The organism is Nitratireductor basaltis (assembly GCF_000733725.1).
In the GTDB taxonomy this organism is placed as follows: domain Bacteria; phylum Pseudomonadota; class Alphaproteobacteria; order Rhizobiales; family Rhizobiaceae; genus Chelativorans; species Chelativorans basaltis.
In genome coordinates, this window is the sequence record NZ_JMQM01000001.1 from 2,200,331 (window position 1) to 2,216,613 (window position 16,283).

17 protein-coding genes and 1 tRNA gene are annotated in these 16,283 nt (G+C 60.4%); 10 read left to right on the forward strand and 8 right to left on the reverse strand.

Annotation, left to right across the window (positions count from 1 at the left end; all coding sequences use genetic code 11):
• Window positions 1-30 precede the first annotated feature (30 nt).
• The 4 genes from EL18_RS10645 to EL18_RS10660 all read left to right on the forward strand — a co-directional run bounded on the left by EL18_RS10645 (window position 31) and on the right by EL18_RS10660 (window position 2,903).
• On the forward strand, window positions 31-1,047 hold the full coding sequence (locus EL18_RS10645; protein ID WP_036482714.1) for an ABC transporter substrate-binding protein: 1,017 nt from the start codon (window positions 31-33) through the stop codon (window positions 1,045-1,047).
• 52 nt (window positions 1,048-1,099) lie between these two features.
• Window positions 1,100-1,867 carry an ABC transporter ATP-binding protein gene (locus EL18_RS10650; RefSeq protein ID WP_036482723.1) on the forward strand — a complete coding sequence of 256 codons (768 nt, stop codon included), beginning with the start codon at window positions 1,100-1,102 and terminating at the stop codon, window positions 1,865-1,867.
• Window positions 1,860-2,693, forward strand: a complete 834-nt coding sequence (locus EL18_RS10655; RefSeq protein ID WP_036482726.1) for an ABC transporter permease — start codon at window positions 1,860-1,862, stop codon at window positions 2,691-2,693. Before EL18_RS10650 ends, EL18_RS10655 begins: the two co-directional genes overlap by 8 nt.
• Window positions 2,694-2,827: 134 nt before the next feature.
• Window positions 2,828-2,903, forward strand: a tRNA-Phe gene (locus EL18_RS10660).
• Between the two features lie 44 nt (window positions 2,904-2,947).
• Here the strand turns inward: EL18_RS10660 and EL18_RS10665 are convergent.
• Genes EL18_RS10665 through EL18_RS10690 form a run of 6 tightly spaced genes read right to left on the reverse strand, consistent with a single transcriptional unit; the run spans window position 2,948 to window position 8,330 of the window.
• A complete protein-coding gene (locus EL18_RS10665; protein ID WP_036482728.1) occupies window positions 2,948-3,496 on the reverse strand; it encodes a GNAT family N-acetyltransferase in 549 nt (182 codons plus the stop codon).
• Window positions 3,493-3,801, reverse strand: a complete 309-nt coding sequence (locus EL18_RS10670; RefSeq protein WP_036482730.1) for a type II toxin-antitoxin system TacA family antitoxin — start codon at window positions 3,799-3,801, stop codon at window positions 3,493-3,495. Before EL18_RS10670 ends, EL18_RS10665 begins: the two co-directional genes overlap by 4 nt.
• Before the next feature lie 60 nt (window positions 3,802-3,861).
• On the reverse strand, window positions 3,862-4,965 hold the full coding sequence (locus EL18_RS10675) for a Gfo/Idh/MocA family protein (protein ID WP_036482732.1): 1,104 nt from the start codon (window positions 4,963-4,965) through the stop codon (window positions 3,862-3,864).
• Window positions 4,962-6,356, reverse strand: coding sequence for an L-fucose/L-arabinose isomerase family protein (locus EL18_RS10680; RefSeq protein ID WP_036482748.1), 1,395 nt, complete (start codon window positions 6,354-6,356; stop codon window positions 4,962-4,964). The genes EL18_RS10675 and EL18_RS10680 overlap by 4 nt, the downstream gene beginning before the upstream one ends.
• Window positions 6,349-7,383, reverse strand: a complete 1,035-nt coding sequence (locus EL18_RS10685) for a tagatose 1,6-diphosphate aldolase (protein ID WP_036482750.1) — start codon at window positions 7,381-7,383, stop codon at window positions 6,349-6,351. Before EL18_RS10685 ends, EL18_RS10680 begins: the two co-directional genes overlap by 8 nt.
• A gap of 41 nt (window positions 7,384-7,424) precedes the next feature.
• Window positions 7,425-8,330: a PfkB family carbohydrate kinase gene (locus EL18_RS10690; protein WP_036482752.1), complete on the reverse strand. Its 906-nt coding sequence runs from the start codon at window positions 8,328-8,330 to the stop codon at window positions 7,425-7,427.
• 166 nt (window positions 8,331-8,496) lie between these two features.
• Here EL18_RS10690 and EL18_RS10695 point away from each other — a divergent pair, with 166 nt between their 5' ends.
• The 6 genes from EL18_RS10695 to dctP all read left to right on the forward strand — a co-directional run bounded on the left by EL18_RS10695 (window position 8,497) and on the right by dctP (window position 14,191).
• Window positions 8,497-9,264 (forward strand): GntR family transcriptional regulator, encoded by a 768-nt coding sequence (locus EL18_RS10695; RefSeq protein WP_051914031.1) that lies wholly within the window; start codon window positions 8,497-8,499, stop codon window positions 9,262-9,264.
• A gap of 89 nt (window positions 9,265-9,353) precedes the next feature.
• Window positions 9,354-10,205, forward strand: coding sequence for a sugar phosphate isomerase family (locus EL18_RS10700; RefSeq protein ID WP_051914032.1), 852 nt, complete (start codon window positions 9,354-9,356; stop codon window positions 10,203-10,205).
• On the forward strand, window positions 10,206-11,063 hold the full coding sequence (locus tag EL18_RS17360) for a ChbG/HpnK family deacetylase (RefSeq protein ID WP_051914034.1): 858 nt from the start codon (window positions 10,206-10,208) through the stop codon (window positions 11,061-11,063).
• A complete protein-coding gene (locus EL18_RS10710) occupies window positions 11,051-11,695 on the forward strand; it encodes a TRAP transporter small permease (protein WP_036482754.1) in 645 nt (214 codons plus the stop codon). Before EL18_RS17360 ends, EL18_RS10710 begins: the two co-directional genes overlap by 13 nt.
• 4 nt (window positions 11,696-11,699) lie before the next feature.
• Entirely contained in the window at window positions 11,700-13,061 is a 1,362-nt protein-coding gene (locus tag EL18_RS10715; RefSeq protein ID WP_036482756.1) for a TRAP transporter large permease, read from the forward strand.
• A 68-nt stretch (window positions 13,062-13,129) separates the two neighbouring features.
• Window positions 13,130-14,191: a TRAP transporter substrate-binding protein DctP gene (gene dctP / locus EL18_RS10720; RefSeq protein WP_036482759.1), complete on the forward strand. Its 1,062-nt coding sequence runs from the start codon at window positions 13,130-13,132 to the stop codon at window positions 14,189-14,191.
• 80 nt (window positions 14,192-14,271) lie between these two features.
• Here the strand turns inward: dctP and EL18_RS10725 are convergent, their stop codons facing one another.
• Window positions 14,272-15,270, reverse strand: a complete 999-nt coding sequence (locus tag EL18_RS10725; protein WP_200875516.1) for a YeiH family protein — start codon at window positions 15,268-15,270, stop codon at window positions 14,272-14,274.
• An 11-nt stretch (window positions 15,271-15,281) separates the two neighbouring features.
• Window positions 15,282-16,283 carry an Ldh family oxidoreductase gene (locus EL18_RS10730; protein ID WP_081871156.1) on the reverse strand — a complete coding sequence of 334 codons (1,002 nt, stop codon included), beginning with the start codon at window positions 16,281-16,283 and terminating at the stop codon, window positions 15,282-15,284.

Genomic DNA, 16,283 nt, shown 5'->3' on the forward strand with positions numbered 1-16,283 from the left:
TCGAACTCGGCAATACAGGGAGGATGACCTATGCCACGCATCACACGCAGACTTTTCAGTGCGCTTGCACTTTCAACTGCCGCGGCCTTCGCTTTCCCCGCGAATGCTGCCGACAAGATCAATGTGGGCATTCTGTCGCTGACGTCGCATTCGCCCAGCATCATTGCCGAGGCAAAGGGTTATTTCGACGAGCAGGAGCTTGAGGTCGAATTCGTTTCCTTCCAGGCAGCACAGCCCATGGCTGTCGCGATCGCATCGGGGGATGTCGATTTCGGCATGACGGCCATCTCCGGCGGTCTGCTCAGCCTTGCCGACAAGGGTGTGGTGAAGATCATCGGCGGCGCGCTGCAGGAAACACCGGACGTCGAAGGACAGAAGATACTGGCCTCCAAGGCGGCTCACGACGACGGTGTGAAGACACCGGCTGATCTGAAGGGACGCAGCTTCGGCATCACCACCACCGGATCGTCCTTCCACTACATGGCGCACAAGATCGCCGACAAGGAAGGTTTCGACCGCTCCGAGATCAAGGTAAAGCCGCTGCAGAAGGTGCCGGCCGTGATTGCCTCGCTCAAGAGCGGGCAGATCGACGCCTGGTCGATCGTGCCGAATATCGCCGGCGCGCTGACCAAGGGTCCGGAAGTGGTCGAGATCGGCAAGGTTTCCGACTATATCGACAACTATCAGGTGACGACGGTCTTCACCTCCACCTCCAATGTCGAAGAGAAGCCGGAACTGGTGAAGCGCTTTCTTGCCGCCCTCTCCAAGGGCATCTCCGACTATAATGCGGCCCTCGTCGACAAGAGCATGAGTGAGGAAGAGACCGCGGAGATCGTCAAGGCGATCCACCAGTATGTCTATTCCGACCAGCCCATCGACAAGGCGGACCCGCGCATTCGCGCCGGCGCAATGCGCATCAATGAAAATGCTGCCCTTTCGATGGCCAGTGTCGAGGACCAGCTTGAATGGTTCAAGTCGGAAGGTCTCGCGCCCGAAGGCGTGACGATCGAAAAGCTGGTCGATACCAGCTTCGTCGAGGCCCGCTAACATCATCGGGCGCAGCCTTGGCCGCTGCGCCCGCCTACACCCCGGACAAGCCATGCAGCTCATCGCACGCAACATAACGCACCGCTATGGCGGACGGCTGGTGCTGGACGATATCTCCTTTTCAATAGGTGAAGGCGAGATCGTTTGCGTCGTCGGGCCTTCGGGCTGCGGTAAATCCACGCTGCTGCGCATATTGGGGGGACTTGAAAAAGCCGATGAGGGCGAGGCACTTGTTGCCGGCGAAGCGCCCGAAGGTTCACTGAACCCGCTGACATACATCTTCCAGGATTTCGCGCTTCTGCCCTGGCGCAGCGTGCGCGGCAATGTGAGCCTTGTTCTGGAAGATCATGGCATTCGCGGCGCGCGCGCAAACGCGATCATCGACGATGTTCTTGCGCGCACAAACCTCTCCGATTTCAGGGATGCCCTGCCCCGCCAGCTTTCCGGCGGCATGAAGCAGCGCGTGGCGATTGCCCGGGCGCTTGCCGTCAAACCCGCCATCATGCTCATGGACGAGCCGCTCTCCGCGCTGGACAGCCAGACGCGCGAACTCCTGATGGATGACCTTGTCAGCCTATGGAGCCGCGAGCCGTTTTCCGCCTGCTACGTCACGCACAATCTCAACGAGGCCGTGAGGCTTGGCACGCGCATTGTAGTATTGTCGCGCCGACCCGGACGCATCCGCGAAATCGTCGAGATCGACATGCCTATCGATGAGCGCGCCGAGCGGCTGGTCGAACTGGAAAAGCTTCAGCGCCATGTCTGGGAGATTATGCGCGAGGAAGCACGTGAAGCGGATCGGGAGATCGCCAATGTCTGACCAGACCGCAAACGCGCCAATCAAGAGGGAACCGCATGAGGGCTTGCGACCGGTGCCTTTCCGCGGCGGGGGCTTTCGCCATCGCAAGCTTGGGCCTGTTGCACCCGTGGTGTTTCTCGCCATCCTGCTCGTTTGGGAACTTGGTTCGCGCTCCGGCTTCATCAGCCAGATCGCATTGCCTGCACCATCGGCTGCACTGGCGGCCCTTGGTGATCTCATCTCCACGGGCATGCTGTGGAAGCATCTTGGCGCGAGCCTTTACCGCCTTCTGGTGGGCTGGGCTTTCGGCAGCCTGCTGGGCATTGCCGTGGGCCTTCTGATCGGGCTTTTCTCGCTTGCGCGCGCAGGCCTGCTGCCGCTCGTTTCGGCTCTCTTCCCGATCCCGAAGATCGCGCTTCTGCCGCTCTTCATCATCTGGTTCGGCATCGGCGAAGGCTCCAAGGTCGCGACCATCCTGTTCGGCACCTTCTTCCCGACCGTCATCGCCACCTATGGCGGGGTGGACAATGTGGACCGCAATCTGATCCGCATGGGCCAGTCCTTCGGCATGAGCTGGCTTTCCATAGTGCGCAAGATCATCATTCCCGGCGCCATGCCCGCCATCCTGTCAGGCGCGCGCATTTCCGCCTCCATCGCCATTGTCCTGCTGGTCGCGGCCGAGATGATCGGCGCGGAATTCGGTATCGGCGCCTATATCCTGATGGCAGGCGCGCTCTTTGCCCTCGACCAGTTGATCGCGGGCGTGGCGATCCTCTCCATCCTGGGTCTGAGCATTGCGTGGCTGATCGGAAAAGCCGAGCAACGGCTGCTAGCCTGGCGCAACTGAGCCGGCACAGAAAAATAAAATCGGAAGAGTGCAAAATTTCCCCGATCGGGGCGCTGGACAGACAAAATTCTCGTGCTATAACCCACGCGCCTCAGGCGGAAACCAACACCGCCCCGCGACACTCGCGCAGGCAAGCCCGGATAGCTCAGTTGGTAGAGCAGCGGATTGAAAATCCGCGTGTCGGTGGTTCGAATCCGCCTCCGGGCACCATTTTCCAGGATGCCTTCGCTCCGCATCCCTATCAAAGTGCAGAGTTAATTTTCGCCCCATAATTGGTGAATTGTAACGACTGGCAAGAACATCCGCATGGGATCTGAGGGAAGCGGCTGGAAGCCATAATTCGCATAGAGCCTGCTGCGCCTTTCGACCAGTTCCGGTTGACCATTATCCAGAACGTCCAGAACAACGATCGCGATACCCACATGCTCAGCCGCTCTGGCCACACGAATGAGGGCGTCGACCAGCAGTTCACCACCCAAGCCTTGCCCCGAGTAGCGCTGATCAACACCTATCATGGAGAGGAATGCCGCTGGTATGCTGCCATGCGAGGGACGGTTTCGCGCGAATCGAGCAGGCAGACGCGTATAGTCGACAGCATGTGCATTGAGCGCATAGTAGCCGATGACCCTGTCCTCATCATCTAGCATCACATAAATGCGGGAGTTATTAACTTTCGAAAGTTTTCGTGCTGTTCGCTTCAGAAAATTATCGACTGCCGCGACGCCACAAGAGAAACCGCTGCGGTCATGTCTCTCCGTGTCGAGCAACTCGATCCGGTAGCTGCGCAGATCGTGGTTCGTCACTGAGACTTGGCTCTTCGAGAATGCCTTTTGTAGGCGGCGCGCAACTTCTCGGTCGGCGCGGGCGGTGTGTCCAGCGCCTCAAAGAAGGCTGCATGATCAACGACCTGTAGTGTCGTCCGCTCATGTGCCGCGATCGTCTGCAAGGCGGACTGATAAGCCGCATTCATCGTGAAGACGCTGTCATCCACTCCACTTAGCGCCGCTGCCTGCTGAATGGCATGCTTGATGCGCGGCTTTGTACGGAAATTCATCCGCTCACTGGCCCGCTCATCAATCTCAGCAGTGGCGTCTGCAAACATGCGCATGGTGGAACTCCTTCCATGCGGCGAAATGTACGCCGTTGTGACGTACTTTTCAAGAGTAAGTCACCCCAGCCAGTTCCCGCAACCCAGTTCCACCGGCCTTTTCTCCGCAATCGATTGCTGCGCTGCCAGCCCCATGGCGACTGCTTTCAGCCCGTCTTCCAGGCTGACTTCCGGTGCGCCGCCTTCGCGGACCAGGCGGTTGAAGCCTAGATGCTGGAAATAGGTGGAGCCGTGGTGGTCGCCCTGGGCGAGGATCTTGGGATCTACCTTCATGACCTCGATCTGCTCCTTGCGGGCAGCGCGGTCGGCCACGACATATTCGGCGTGTTTGACCTGGCCATCAGGCTCGAAGCGGCCGGGGCCCGGCACGCGTGCCTCCAGCAGCGCGGTGGAGCCGATGGCGCTGACGCGTTCCTGAAAGTGGGAGCCTTCGGCAAACATGCAAAGCTCCAGCATGGCACTGACTCCATTGGCGAATTCTATGGTCGTGAAACTGTGGTCGAGGATATCGGGCACGCGCCCGTCATAGGCTTCGTCCAGGTGGTTGATCGCCTGCCCGCCGATGGCATGGATGCGCACGGGCTCCGACTTGATCATCAGGCGCATCAGGTCGAAGAAGTGGCAGCATTTTTCCACCAAAGTGCCGCCGGAGGAGATGTTGAAGCGGTTCCAGTTTCCGACCTTCTGCAGGAAGGGAAAGCGACGCTCGGTAATGGAGACCATGGCGAGCTTGCCGGCTCTGCCCGCTTCCAGATCCTCCAGCAGGCGGGTAACGCCCGGCATATAGCGATATTCCATTGCCACCCAAATCGGGGTCTGGAAGCGCGCCGCTTTTTCTGCGATGCGCCGCGCCTCTTCCCAGTCCTTCACCACCGGCTTCTCGATGAGGATCGGGCGTTTCTGTTCGATAAGGGCGTCGAGGATGATGGCGTGGGTGTGGTTGGGGGAAGCTACAAGAAAAGCGTCGGCATCGCTGTGTCTGAGCAGCTCCCGGAAGTCGCCGAAAAGCGCCACCTCGTTTGGCACCAGCGAGGCTGCCGCCGCGCGCATGGCCGCATCGGGTTCGGCGATGGCGGTGATCTGCGCGCCCTCCACGAGGTTCAGATTGCGTATATGCTCCTGGCCCATCATGCCGGAGCCGATAATGGCGTATTTGACGGTCATTGCGTGAGGTCCAATACGGGGAGACCGAGCTCGTGCGCCACATGTTCAAGCGCTGCACGGTGGTCGCCATAAACGAGTGCGATATGGTGCTCGAGACCAGCTGCAAGCAGGTCGTCACGCACTTCAGCGGTGCGCCGATCCAGTTTCAGAACGCCGGATGTGCCGGAGAAGGAAGGTGGTGCTTCCTGCATCTCGCCACCGGCAATGACCATGAACTGATGCCCGCCCGCCTGGCTGATGCGCGCCAGTGTGACGCGGCCCGCTTTCAGCGCGAACTGGAAGAGAAGCGGCATCCGACGGTTTGAATGTATGGTCGCAGAGACAGGCTCAGCCTCACTTGCCATGGAGGCGGGTGCCTGTCCGCAATGCCAGAGAACCGTCGTGTCGGTTGTGGCATCCATATCAACGATATCAGCCAAAAAGGCTGGCGCATCTGCGATGGTCTGCAGAAGATAGGAACTGAGAGCGCCATAGACATCCGCCTCGCAGGCGCATGGCGTACGCTTCTCGCCCATCATCGAAACAGGCCCGCAAACCGCGCCGCCATATTCGGTGAAGGTTTCGGGCCAGCAGCGGATTGCGAAAGCATCGAAGCGCCCTTGCCGCTTCAGCTGGTCCAAGGCATTGCGCAGACGCAGTGAACGGTCGAGTTGTGCCTGATCGACTTCGGCGAGACCGGCGACGTCGCGCAGGCCCTCACGCGTCTGCAGAACGTCACCGTCATCCACCGCACGGGCCTGGTCGAAGAGATGTGAAAGCGCGATCTGCTCCACGCTGACATCAGCAAGAGCGCTCAAACGCGCCGTGTCATAGGCGCAGGTGTCGAAACCTGCCGGATGCTCTCCGATGCGCCCGATGCGCATGCCGCGCAAAGCTTCAAGGCCGCGTTCGCCCTCCCGCGACAAGGCGGGTTCAGCCGGGCGCATGGCAGGTGCAGGTTGCGGTTGCGTTTTCAGCCAATCTTCCACTGCATAGGCGATGCCGGCGCCATCAGCCGCGAGGTAGAGCGGAACAATGGGCTTGGATCTGAGGCCCAAGGCATGGGCTGCGAGATTGAGACCGCAAAAGGCGTTGAGGCGCAGGCGCCCGCCGGTGCGTGGTTCGGGCAGCGCCCAAATGTGGAGCGGCGTGTCGAAGTGTTCCGCGATCATGCAGATTGCCTCGGCGTCGGTGAAGGTGGACTGGATGACCACCACGCCATCGGCTCGGGCCTCGCCCTGCGCCTCGATTTCCGCTGCGAGCGAAGCGTTGTCGAAGAGAATTTCTCCGTCACCGACAAGGCCAATGCCGCTTTCCCGCAGTGCTGCGATCGCCGCTGCCGAGCAGGCACGGGCATATTCGACATCGAATGTCGGGCGTCCGAGAACAAAGAGCCGATAGGTCCTAGCCATTCCCGAACCCCGCATAGGCTGAGCGGAAACCGGCGTCACCGGGTTCCACCGTTTTCTGATCCCGATGAAGGGGATGCTCGTGCCACGGCGTGGCCGCCTCGTCGGTCAGGCGGTTGATCTCCTGCATGTATGAAACGGCCTCACCGCGCAGGCCGCTCTCGATTTCCGACCAATCGGGAAAGGCCTTGAAGGCCTCAAGCCATATAGCGCGACCGGCGAGATAGCCGGATGCACCGGCGGCATAGGCGTGCTTCAGGATCGTCTTGAATTCCGGCTTTCCGGCACCGGCAGACAGCATGACCCAAGGGCGACCAGTGAGGCGTCCCATTTCGTCGAAAAGCGACTGGGTCTGTTTCTCGTCACCGCCCAGATCACCGGCAGCAACAGGGCTTTCCAGCTTGAAGACATCGACGCCGTAGTCCGCCTTTGCAAACTCCTCCACGCTTTGAAGCACGTGGTCGGCGCGTTTGGTGCGCATCTCGACATAGTCGCGGGTCTGCTCGGCATCACTGGCCAAAGGATAGACCAGAAGCTCGAAGAGGAAGGGAATGTCGTAGCGGGCGCAGGCCTCGCCGATGCGTTTGGTAAAATCCTGCTGCGCGCGGCATATATCGGCATCGGCATCCGGGCGATACCAGGCCAGCACCTTGACGGCATCGCCACCGGCCCGCTTGATCTTCTCGACCGACCAGTCGTCGATTTCCGATGAAAGGCGACCACCTGGCTCTTCCCCGAAGACGGAATCCTCAAGGGTGAGGATCAGGCCCTTGCGGGGGTCCATGATGTCCACGGCACCAGGATAGGCGTAATGAGGGTCGAGAAGCATCGCCGTAGATTCACCCTGCAACGTCTCGACGAGCAGGCGCTTGAAGCGGGCGACATCGTCATAGGGCGCTTCGGATGTGCCGCGTGCCTTTGCGATCGGGTTCTTGATGGGCGGGCGCTGATCGACCGCCGTCATCTTGAAGCGCCCGCTGCCATCGGCCATGCGCCGCATGCCCCACAATTTGCCAGCCGTAAGGCTCATGAATCCCTCCCTTTGAGCGGCTTGGCCGCTCGACAATTCGTTCAGTTTGGTGCGCCACCGCCGGTCATCATTGCCAGCGTCTCCTCACGACCCGGCAATGCGTCCGGCCCGGTGCCGTTGCGGCATTTGAGAGCGGCTGCGGCATTGGCGAAGCGGACGGCCTGGAAAACAGAGCGGCCCTCAGCAAGTCCCAACGTGAATGCGCCGTGCCAGACATCGCCAGCACCAAGTGTGTCCACCGCCCGCACAGCGAAAGCGGCCACATGGGAAACGGCCCCCTCGTCGAGATAGATGACGCCTTTTTCCCCATGGGTAACGCCGGCCCAAGCCGCGTAGCGGCTGGCGCAGTAGCGCAGACCCGCAACCACATCCTCCTCACCGGAGAAGCTCTTGAGCCCCTGCGTGGAAAACGCGATATGGGTGGCTCCAGCCATGGCGCCATCCAGCGCCTCGAGATCACTTTCGGCATCCACCACGGCAGGAATGCCGCGCTTGCGTGCCAATGACACGAGCCTTTCCGCGCCTTCAGGCCAGCGCGGGTCGACAAGCACTGCGTCTACGCCGTCCAACTGATGATCGCCCAACATTGCAGCCGTAACGGCCAATCCCTCGCCCCGAAAATTGACGATCTGGCGTTCTCCGTCCTCGTCGACATAGACGGAGGACACCGGAGCCACGGCGCCGGGCATGATGACCGAAGGCGACCAATCGACACCCGCCTTCTCCAGCTCAGCCATTATGGCGTGCGAATTGGCATCGTCGCCAAGACGCGCGCAAAGGCTGGCACCGCCGCCAAGTCGGCGAACGGCCAGTGCGGCCATGGTGGCAGGTCCGCCAATCTGGGTTCGATAGGCATCGGCGCGGTATTTTTCGCCTTCGCGCGGAAACGCGCCGAGGTGAAAGACATGATCCAGAACCGCCATACCGAGTGTCAGGACACGAGCCACATCATCTACTCTTATATATGTTCGTGCAGATATCTTCTCTGCCTACAAAATTCCTATATAAGAATTGCAAGTCTTTTACAAGACCTGTCTCAAACTCCACTCCTAGCGTGTGGCAGCAAGACGCGGTATAGACATGCAACTGATGTAAAAGACCGGCAGCTGCCTGATGTCCGACAAGACCGATGCCAAAGCATCTTCATCCAAGGCGGGAACAGGCACGGGCGTGGAACTGGGGTTTACGCCGCTTTATCTGCAGGTCCGCCAGAAGATGCTGGACAAGATCATCGCAGGCACCTGGCAGCCCGGCACGGCACTGCCTTCCGAACAGCAACTCGCCCTGCAAATGGGTGTATCGCAGGGGACACTGCGCAAGGCACTAGACGCGCTAGCCTCGGATCGCGTGATCGTCAGGCACCAGGGGCGCGGCACCTTTGTTGCCGAGCATGACCAGCGGCGCACGCTTTTCCAGTTCTTCAAGATTGCCAGTGACAGCGACGGGCGGATGCCGCCGGAAACACTGTTTTGCCAGGTGGCAGAACGTGCGGCCGAATCGGAAGAGAGCCAGGCCCTGCAACTTGCGGGTGACAAGGTTTGGCACATCCACCGGCACCGAGCGCTTAGGGGGCGGGTACTGCTTCTCGAAGATATCATGGTCGACCGGGATCGGTTTCCCGCCCTGGATGACAGGGTGCCGCTGCCTAACAATATCTACGAGCTCTACGAGCGGCACTTCGCCATCACCGTGGCCCACGCACGCGAACGCCTGAAAGCAATCAGCGCAAATGAGAAACAGGCCGAGCTCTTGGGCTGCGATGTGGGGCATGCACTGCTCCAGATCGAACGAACCGCCACGGCGCTGAACGGTTCCCCCATCGAATTCCGCCGCACCCTATGCCTCACGGATCACTATCACTATTCGAGCGATCTCAGATAAGTGTATGAATTTCATCCAGAGCCTCTTGTTGACGAAATTCATATATAAGAGTTATAAGAATTTTAGCCACGCGAGAGGAGGAGAACGCGTTGCGGGAATATGAGGGTGTCGATGCTGCCACGCTTGCAGCTCTACGCGCCAGTGAGGAGGAGCTTGTTTCCCGGGCCGGAACACGGCTGACGGTGCACGAGGACGCGCGTTCGCTGCGGGCGGCGATGGCTGACACGCTTTTCGCGGATATCCATGACTGCCTTTCCGGCAAGGGCCGCTGCAGCCTCATCGTGCCGGTTGGACCGGTCGGACAATACGCGCTTCTGGCGGAACGCTGCCTGCACGAGAAGGTCTCCCTCTCCAAGACAACCATAATTGTCATGGACGAATATCTGACGCTGGACAACCAGTGGATTGACGAGGGCGATCCCTTGAGTTTCCGCGCTCACTTGAAGCGAAATCTCATCGACCTCCTGCCTGAGGACATGCGCCCTTCCCTGCTCGTACCGGACCCGCATCGTCTGGCCGCAATCCCCGACCATATTGCCGAACATGGGCTGGACTTCACCTATGCAGGGGTTGGGATAACCGGTCATCTGGCGTTCAACGATCCGATCTCCGACTGCAGGAATCCGGAAGAATTTGCATCCCTGCCGACCCGCATAGTGCAGCTTTCGGAACAGACGCGCCTGATCAATTCGGTCACGGCTGCACGCGGCAACATCCAGCGCATTCCGCATATGGCCGTGACCGTCGGCATGAATGAAATTCTCTCTGCAAGAAAGCTGCGGGTCTGGATGAACCGCGACTGGCAGAGTGCCGCCATCCGGCGCATGCTGCTTGGCCCGCAATCGGCGGACTTTCCAGCCTCACTTGTGCAACGTCACGACAATCTGACGGTGGATGTGACGCGGGAGGTTCTGTCCCTGCCAGAACCGGGCCTGCGATAGATGAGCGGCGAGAAGACATTCCTGCCGCATCTCGATGATGTCGGCGCAACTGCCGGCTCCGTGATTGCATGGAAGGCGCTGCGCGAGGCAGGAACCGTCACCAGCGCGTCCGTGATGGTGCCATGCCCCTACTACCCCATGGCGGTTGAGGACTTCCAGGCGGACCCCGCACAGGATCTGGGCATCCATATCACCCTGACATCCGAATGGAGCCGTTATCGCTGGCGCCCGCTGATCGGGAATGTCGGAGGCCTGTGCGATGCGGATGGTTATTTCCACCGCCGTCCGCAGGATGTGCTGACGCATGCCGATCCGATTGCCGTGGAAGAGGAGATGCAGGCGCAGATAGAGCGTGCATTTCAGGACGGGATCAAGCCGACCCATATCGATGCGCATATGGGCACCGCGTTTCTTACGCCCTTCATGGACGGGTTGTGGAAGCTCGCCGAGCGATATCAGCTTGCCGTCCCTTTCTGCCGTGACAGTTCCGCCCTGTTCAAGGCGGTACGCGCGGAAGATGCCGATCTCGGACTATATCGGGAACTGACTGCCCAGGCCGATGCTGCAGGCGAGATCGTCTTTGACAGCTTCCAGATCGGTTTCACGCCGCAGAATCATCCCGCTGATGTGTTCTTTGCCGAGATGCTGGGCCAGGCACCGGGTGGCCTACACTGGTTGGCACTTCACGCCAATGCGCCGGATGATACGGCGCATTTCGCGCCGCATATGGTGTGGCCACGCACGCAGGAACACGCCTTGTTCTCCGCTCCCGAAAGCCGCAAAGTCTTTGCCGGCAGCCGTCTCGTCAACTGGCATGCCCTTGGCCCCAAGCGTGGAGCGCGTGCATGCGCCTGTTGATCAGCCTCATCTCCCGCATCAACCGGATCATGTCGGAGACAGGTGTCGCGCTTGCCTGCCTGTTTCTCGTGATGATGACGGCCGCCGTCATCCTGCAGGTCGTCAGCCGCGAAATGCGCGCTCCCATCGGTTGGACCGAGGAGGTCGCACTGGCATCGATGGTCTGGGTATCCTTTCTGGTTGGCCCCTGGGCCTACAGGCACCACCAGTTCACGCGCATTGACGTGGCGGTGGAGATGATGTCGACGCGCAGCCGCGCGATCCTCAACATCATGATACATCTCTTCGAAGCCGCCCTGCTTGTCGGTGCGATCTATTACAGCTGGCGCTTTTTCACCGGCGGCAACAGCCTGCTGCCGCAAACGACGCGCCTTGTGCGCGGGCTTGCTGAACCCATTATCGGCGCCGATGCCGCAGGCGCGATCGTGGTGAAGAACAAGTATGTCTATTTCATACTTCCAGCCGGATTTACCGGCCTTCTGATGGTTGCTCTTGAACATCTGCTGCGTACGCTGCGGGCCCTGCTAACCGGCCAGGAAGAGCATCGGAATTTCGACCTGGACGGAACAGCGCGCACGCCTGAAGGTGATGCTGGCGGCAGCCGGTCGGACCAGACCGGCAGGGAGGGCTGAGCTCATGGGTGGTTTCGCCTTCGCGATCAAAGGACTGGCGGTCTTCTGGGGCTTCCTCATCCTTCTGGGGATCGGCGTTCCGGTATTCTATGCCATGATCGGTGCCGGGGTTTTCCAGCTCTGGCAGATCGACCGCATGGCGTTCCTCGGCATGCAGGTGAACCGGGTCTATTCCGGCATTTCCTCATTCCCGATCATGGCGGTGCCCTTCTTCATCCTTGCTGGCGAGATCATGAATTCGGGCATGGTCACGCGCGCCCTCGTTGATTTCTCGCGCGCCATGCTTGGCCATATCCGTGGCGGACTGGCTCACGTGAATATCGCCGCCAGCGTTCTGTTCGCCGGACTCTCAGGCTCGGCCGTGGCCGACACGTCGGCGCTTGGCTCCATGCTGATCCCGGCCATGGAAAAGAACGGCTATTCGCGCAAGTTTGCAGCGGCAATCACTGCGGCAAGCTCGGTCATCGGGCCGGTCATCCCGCCATCGGGCCTGATGGTGCTCTATGCGTTTGTCATGAATGTCGATGTCGCGCGCATGTTTCTGGGCGGTATCATCCCCGGCCTGATGCTGGCGGGGTCGCTGATGGTCGTGACCGCCTTCATGGCCAAGCGATACGATTTCCCTGTCGCCAATGAGCGCATGGCGTGGAGCCAGCGCGGTCGGGCAGGACTGCGGGCCTTCTTTCCGCTGCTCACACCGGTAATTCTTCTGGGGGGCATTCTTTCAGGCTATTTCACGCCCACAGAAGCGGCGGCTGTGGCCGTTGCATATGCGCTGTTTCTGAACATCGCGGTCAAGATCGCCCATCGCATGGGCCTGCTTGACGAAGACGGTTTCGGGCTGAGAGCATTTATCGGCATTCTGCGGCGCACGGCCATCCAGTCGGGTGTGGTGCTGCTTCTGGTCGGCGTGGCCACCGGGTTCAGCCAGATCGTCGCCATTGCTGGTGTTCCTGCCACGCTGACGAACATGATGCTGACCGTCTCGGACAACATCATCGTCTTCCTGCTCATGGTGAACATCTTCCTGTTCATCGTCGGCATGGTGCTTGATGCGGGGCCGGCGATCCTGATCCTCGGGCCAATCCTTGCACCGGCTGCTGCTGCCTATGGCATGGATCCGGTGCACTTCGCCGTCATGATGTGCCTCAATGTCACGGTGGGTCTGGCGACACCGCCCATGGGGCTGGTGCTGTTCGTCGCCACTTCGATTTCCGGAGCGCGCTTTGCCGATATCGTGCGCGCCATCATCCCGTTCCTAATCGCCGAGGTCCTGGTCATCCTGTTGGTCGCCTATGTGCCGATCTTCACGCTTGGTCTGCCCTGGCTCTGGGACAATTGGGGGAACCTGTTTTCCGGCGGCTGATCGCTTCCGGCAATGATTTCACAAGAGCGCTGCCAAGGCGCCTTTTCAAACAACCGAAGGAGGAAGAGATGAAGTTTCTCAAACATGCACTCGCCGCATCCGCACTGGCGCTCGGGCTTGCCAGCGGAGCATCCGCGCAGGAGGAGCCGGAATTCAAGCTGGTCACGCCGCTTGCGACCGGCGAAGACAACTACAACTACCAGGCCATGCAGGCCTTCCGGAACCATGTGTTCAACAAGTCGAACGGTCGCGTGGACATCGAGATCTATACCGGCGGCACGCTTTGTGCTTCCGGCCGCGAATGCTTCGAGGGCATGCAGGCCGGGCTCGTGGACATCTACCAGTCGAATTTCGGTGAGCCGGGCAATCTGTGGCCTGCCTTTGCCGGTCTCGACCTGCCCTATATGCTGCGCGACGATCAGGTTGCCGAATGCGTCTTCGACGATGAAGAATTCATGGCCACCCTGCGTCAGGGCATGATGGAGCAGACAGGCAATATCCGCCTGATGGTCATCTCCAACTCCGGCGGCTGGCGCAATTTTGCCACCACGAACAAGCCGATCCTCAAGCCGGAAGACGTGAAGGGCATGAAGCTGCGCACGATCCCTGCGGAAATCCAGCAGGAGCTGGTACGCCAGCTTGGCGGCGCGCCGACCGGCATTTCATGGCCGGAGGTTTACACTTCGCTTGCGACCGGTGTCGTGGAAGGCACGAAGAACGGCATCACCGATATCGTGACCATGAATTTCCACGAGCATCTCAAGCACATCACGTTGGACGGGCACGCCTATATGGGCGGAACCTGGTTCATCAACAATGACAAGTTCATGGCCATGGACGAGGATCTGCGCAAGATCGTTTTCGAGGGCTTCGAGGTCATCGAGCAGTATCTGCGTTCCTACCCGAAATATCACGATGTGAAGTCCTTCAAAGCCTTCACCGATGCCGGCGGCACGATTCACAGCCTGACCAACGAGGAAAAGGCAGCCTTCCGCGAGGCGGCAAGCGGCATGGAAGAGTGGTTCACCAGCCAGGATCCTGCCAATCAGGAATTCCTCGACAGCTACAAAGCAGCCATTTCGCAGTGTGAGGCCGCTGTCGATGAAAAGCTTCAGGCGGTGGTTCAGTAACCACGGCTTTCAGTGCACAAGAAAAACCCCCGGCAATCATCATTGCCGGGGGTTTTTCGTTTCAGTCCCGTCGATGTCTGTCAGACATAGCCGACGGTGAGTATCGCAAAGACCATCAGGAAGAGCGTGATGGCGACGACCACGCTGACATGGCCCGCACCGAGTGCGAACATGTCCTTGAGTGCCGTGCGGGCGCCAAGTGCTGCGATGGCTGTAATCAGCATCCAGCGCGATGCTTCCGAGAGAAAGTCGGCCACCATTGAAGGCAGGAGGCCGAAGCTGTTGGCTGCTGCGAGGGCTGCGAAAAGCAGGACGAAGCCTGGCAGGGTCACGCGCCCGCGCCCTCCCTCTCCGCGCATGGAAAAGAGCATGATGGCGATGATGACGACCGGCAACAGGGCGACACGCAGTAGCTTGACCAGCGTGGCAATGTCGCCCGCGGTATCGGACACCGCATAACCGGCACCGACAACCTGCGCCACGTCGTGAATGGTGGCACCTATCATGATGCCGATGGCGCGTTCGTCGAAGCCGAGAGCCGTGAAGAGTATGGGATAGGCGATCATGGCCACGGTCGACAGGCCGGTCACGGCAATGACCGTGAAGAGCGTGTTCTGTTCGCGATCCGATCGCTCCGGAAGGACAGCCGAGATGGCGAGTGCTGCAGAGGCACCGCAGATCGCAACAGCACCACCGGTCAGAAGGCCGAAGGTCCAGTGGCGCCGAAAGAGTTTGGCCATCAGGAGCCCGCAACCGATCGTGAGCACCACACTCATCAGCACCAGGAGCACGGGCTTGGGACCGAGCGTCATCATCTGCTCGAAGGTGATGCGTGCGCCAAGCAGGCCCACGCCCAGGCGCAGGAGCGACTTCGAGGCGAACTCAATGCCTTCAACTGCGCGACCTTCCTCCGACATGAAGTGAAATGCCATGCCTAGAAGAAGCGCGAACAGCATGACGGGCGCGCCGTAATGCTCCGACAGAAAATTCGCCGCCAGTGCCAGCACGAGGGCGAACATGAGTCCCGGCATGTACCGCTTCAAGGTATCGAAACGGTCCGGGCTCTTGAGCGTTGTCATGAGTGTCATCTTCAGCTTGTGGCTTCAGCGCGTCCCAGCGCTTCGATCTGTTGTAGAAGCGCGTCATCGACTTCGATACCATTCGCTTCCAGTTCGGCTGACAGCGCCTGCCGTCTGCGGCCGGGCAACCTTGTCCCATCCATGCCTTCTATCGCTTCGGCGAGCACGGAGAAGCGCGCCAGCGCATGATCGCCGAAGGCGGAGGGGTCGATGGCGATGATGATCTGCCCGGTGCCGGGCGCCTGACCATCGGCATCAAAGAACGAGGTGGCTTCGTAGCCATAGTTGGCGCCGGTGAGGCCAGCGCACAGGAGCTCCACCATGATCGCGAGAGCCGTTCCCTTGGCGTCGCCCATCGGCACCATGGTGCCTTTCATGGCCGCACTCGGGTCGGTGGTCGGATTGCCGTCGGCGTCAAGCGCCCAGCCCTCTGGAATGGGTTTGCCCTGCTGTTCGGCAGCCATGATCTTGCCGCGTGCCACCTTCGAAAGGGAAATGTCGACGACGACCGGTTCGCCATCGGCAAGTGGCGCGGCGAAGGCTATCGGGTCGGTGCCGAAGAGCGGTTTCTTTCCACCCCAGGGCGCGATCGCCGCAGGGGCATTGGCGAATAGCAGACCGATCAGCCCCTTCTGCGCCAGTGCTTCGACGGTGATGCCTGCCACGCCGCAATGGTGGGAGCGGTGGATACCGGCCATGGCAATGCCATTGGTCCTGGCTGCTTTCGGAAGCCATTCCAACGCCTTCTCGATCGCCGGATATGCAAAACCGTTTGCAGCATCGATCCTGAGTGCACCCGGGCGCATCTCCTGCGCCACGGGCTCTGCCATGCCGTCGACCTTGCCCGACAGTGCCTGCGCGCAATAGGAGGGCATGCGCCTCAGCCCATGACCGGCCTGACCGGCAAGCTCGGCGCCCAGCAGCGCGCGCGCCACTGCCTGCGCGTTTTCGCGCGATGTGTGGCAGCGCTCCAGCGTGGATATGACGAGGTCGGTGACCTGCTGTGGGGTCAT

Coding starts and splice junctions, on each gene's coding strand:
- EL18_RS10685 (WP_036482750.1), bottom strand. CDS start 7,383: ATGAGCCTTACGGCTGGCAAATTGTGGGGCATGCGGCGCATGGCCGAT.
- EL18_RS10695 (WP_051914031.1), top strand. CDS start 8,497: ATGTCCGACAAGACCGATGCCAAAGCATCTTCATCCAAGGCGGGAACA.
- EL18_RS10715 (WP_036482756.1), top strand. CDS start 11,700: ATGGGTGGTTTCGCCTTCGCGATCAAAGGACTGGCGGTCTTCTGGGGC.
- EL18_RS10730 (WP_081871156.1), bottom strand. CDS start 16,283: ATGACCCCACAGCAGGTCACCGACCTCGTCATATCCACGCTGGAGCGC.
- EL18_RS10725 (WP_200875516.1), bottom strand. CDS start 15,270: ATGACAACGCTCAAGAGCCCGGACCGTTTCGATACCTTGAAGCGGTAC.
- dctP (WP_036482759.1), top strand. CDS start 13,130: ATGAAGTTTCTCAAACATGCACTCGCCGCATCCGCACTGGCGCTCGGG.
- EL18_RS10645 (WP_036482714.1), top strand. CDS start 31: ATGCCACGCATCACACGCAGACTTTTCAGTGCGCTTGCACTTTCAACT.
- EL18_RS10650 (WP_036482723.1), top strand. CDS start 1,100: ATGCAGCTCATCGCACGCAACATAACGCACCGCTATGGCGGACGGCTG.
- EL18_RS10670 (WP_036482730.1), bottom strand. CDS start 3,801: ATGCGCATGTTTGCAGACGCCACTGCTGAGATTGATGAGCGGGCCAGT.
- EL18_RS17360 (WP_051914034.1), top strand. CDS start 10,206: ATGAGCGGCGAGAAGACATTCCTGCCGCATCTCGATGATGTCGGCGCA.
- EL18_RS10710 (WP_036482754.1), top strand. CDS start 11,051: ATGCGCCTGTTGATCAGCCTCATCTCCCGCATCAACCGGATCATGTCG.
- EL18_RS10680 (WP_036482748.1), bottom strand. CDS start 6,356: ATGGCTAGGACCTATCGGCTCTTTGTTCTCGGACGCCCGACATTCGAT.
- EL18_RS10655 (WP_036482726.1), top strand. CDS start 1,860: ATGTCTGACCAGACCGCAAACGCGCCAATCAAGAGGGAACCGCATGAG.
- EL18_RS10675 (WP_036482732.1), bottom strand. CDS start 4,965: ATGACCGTCAAATACGCCATTATCGGCTCCGGCATGATGGGCCAGGAG.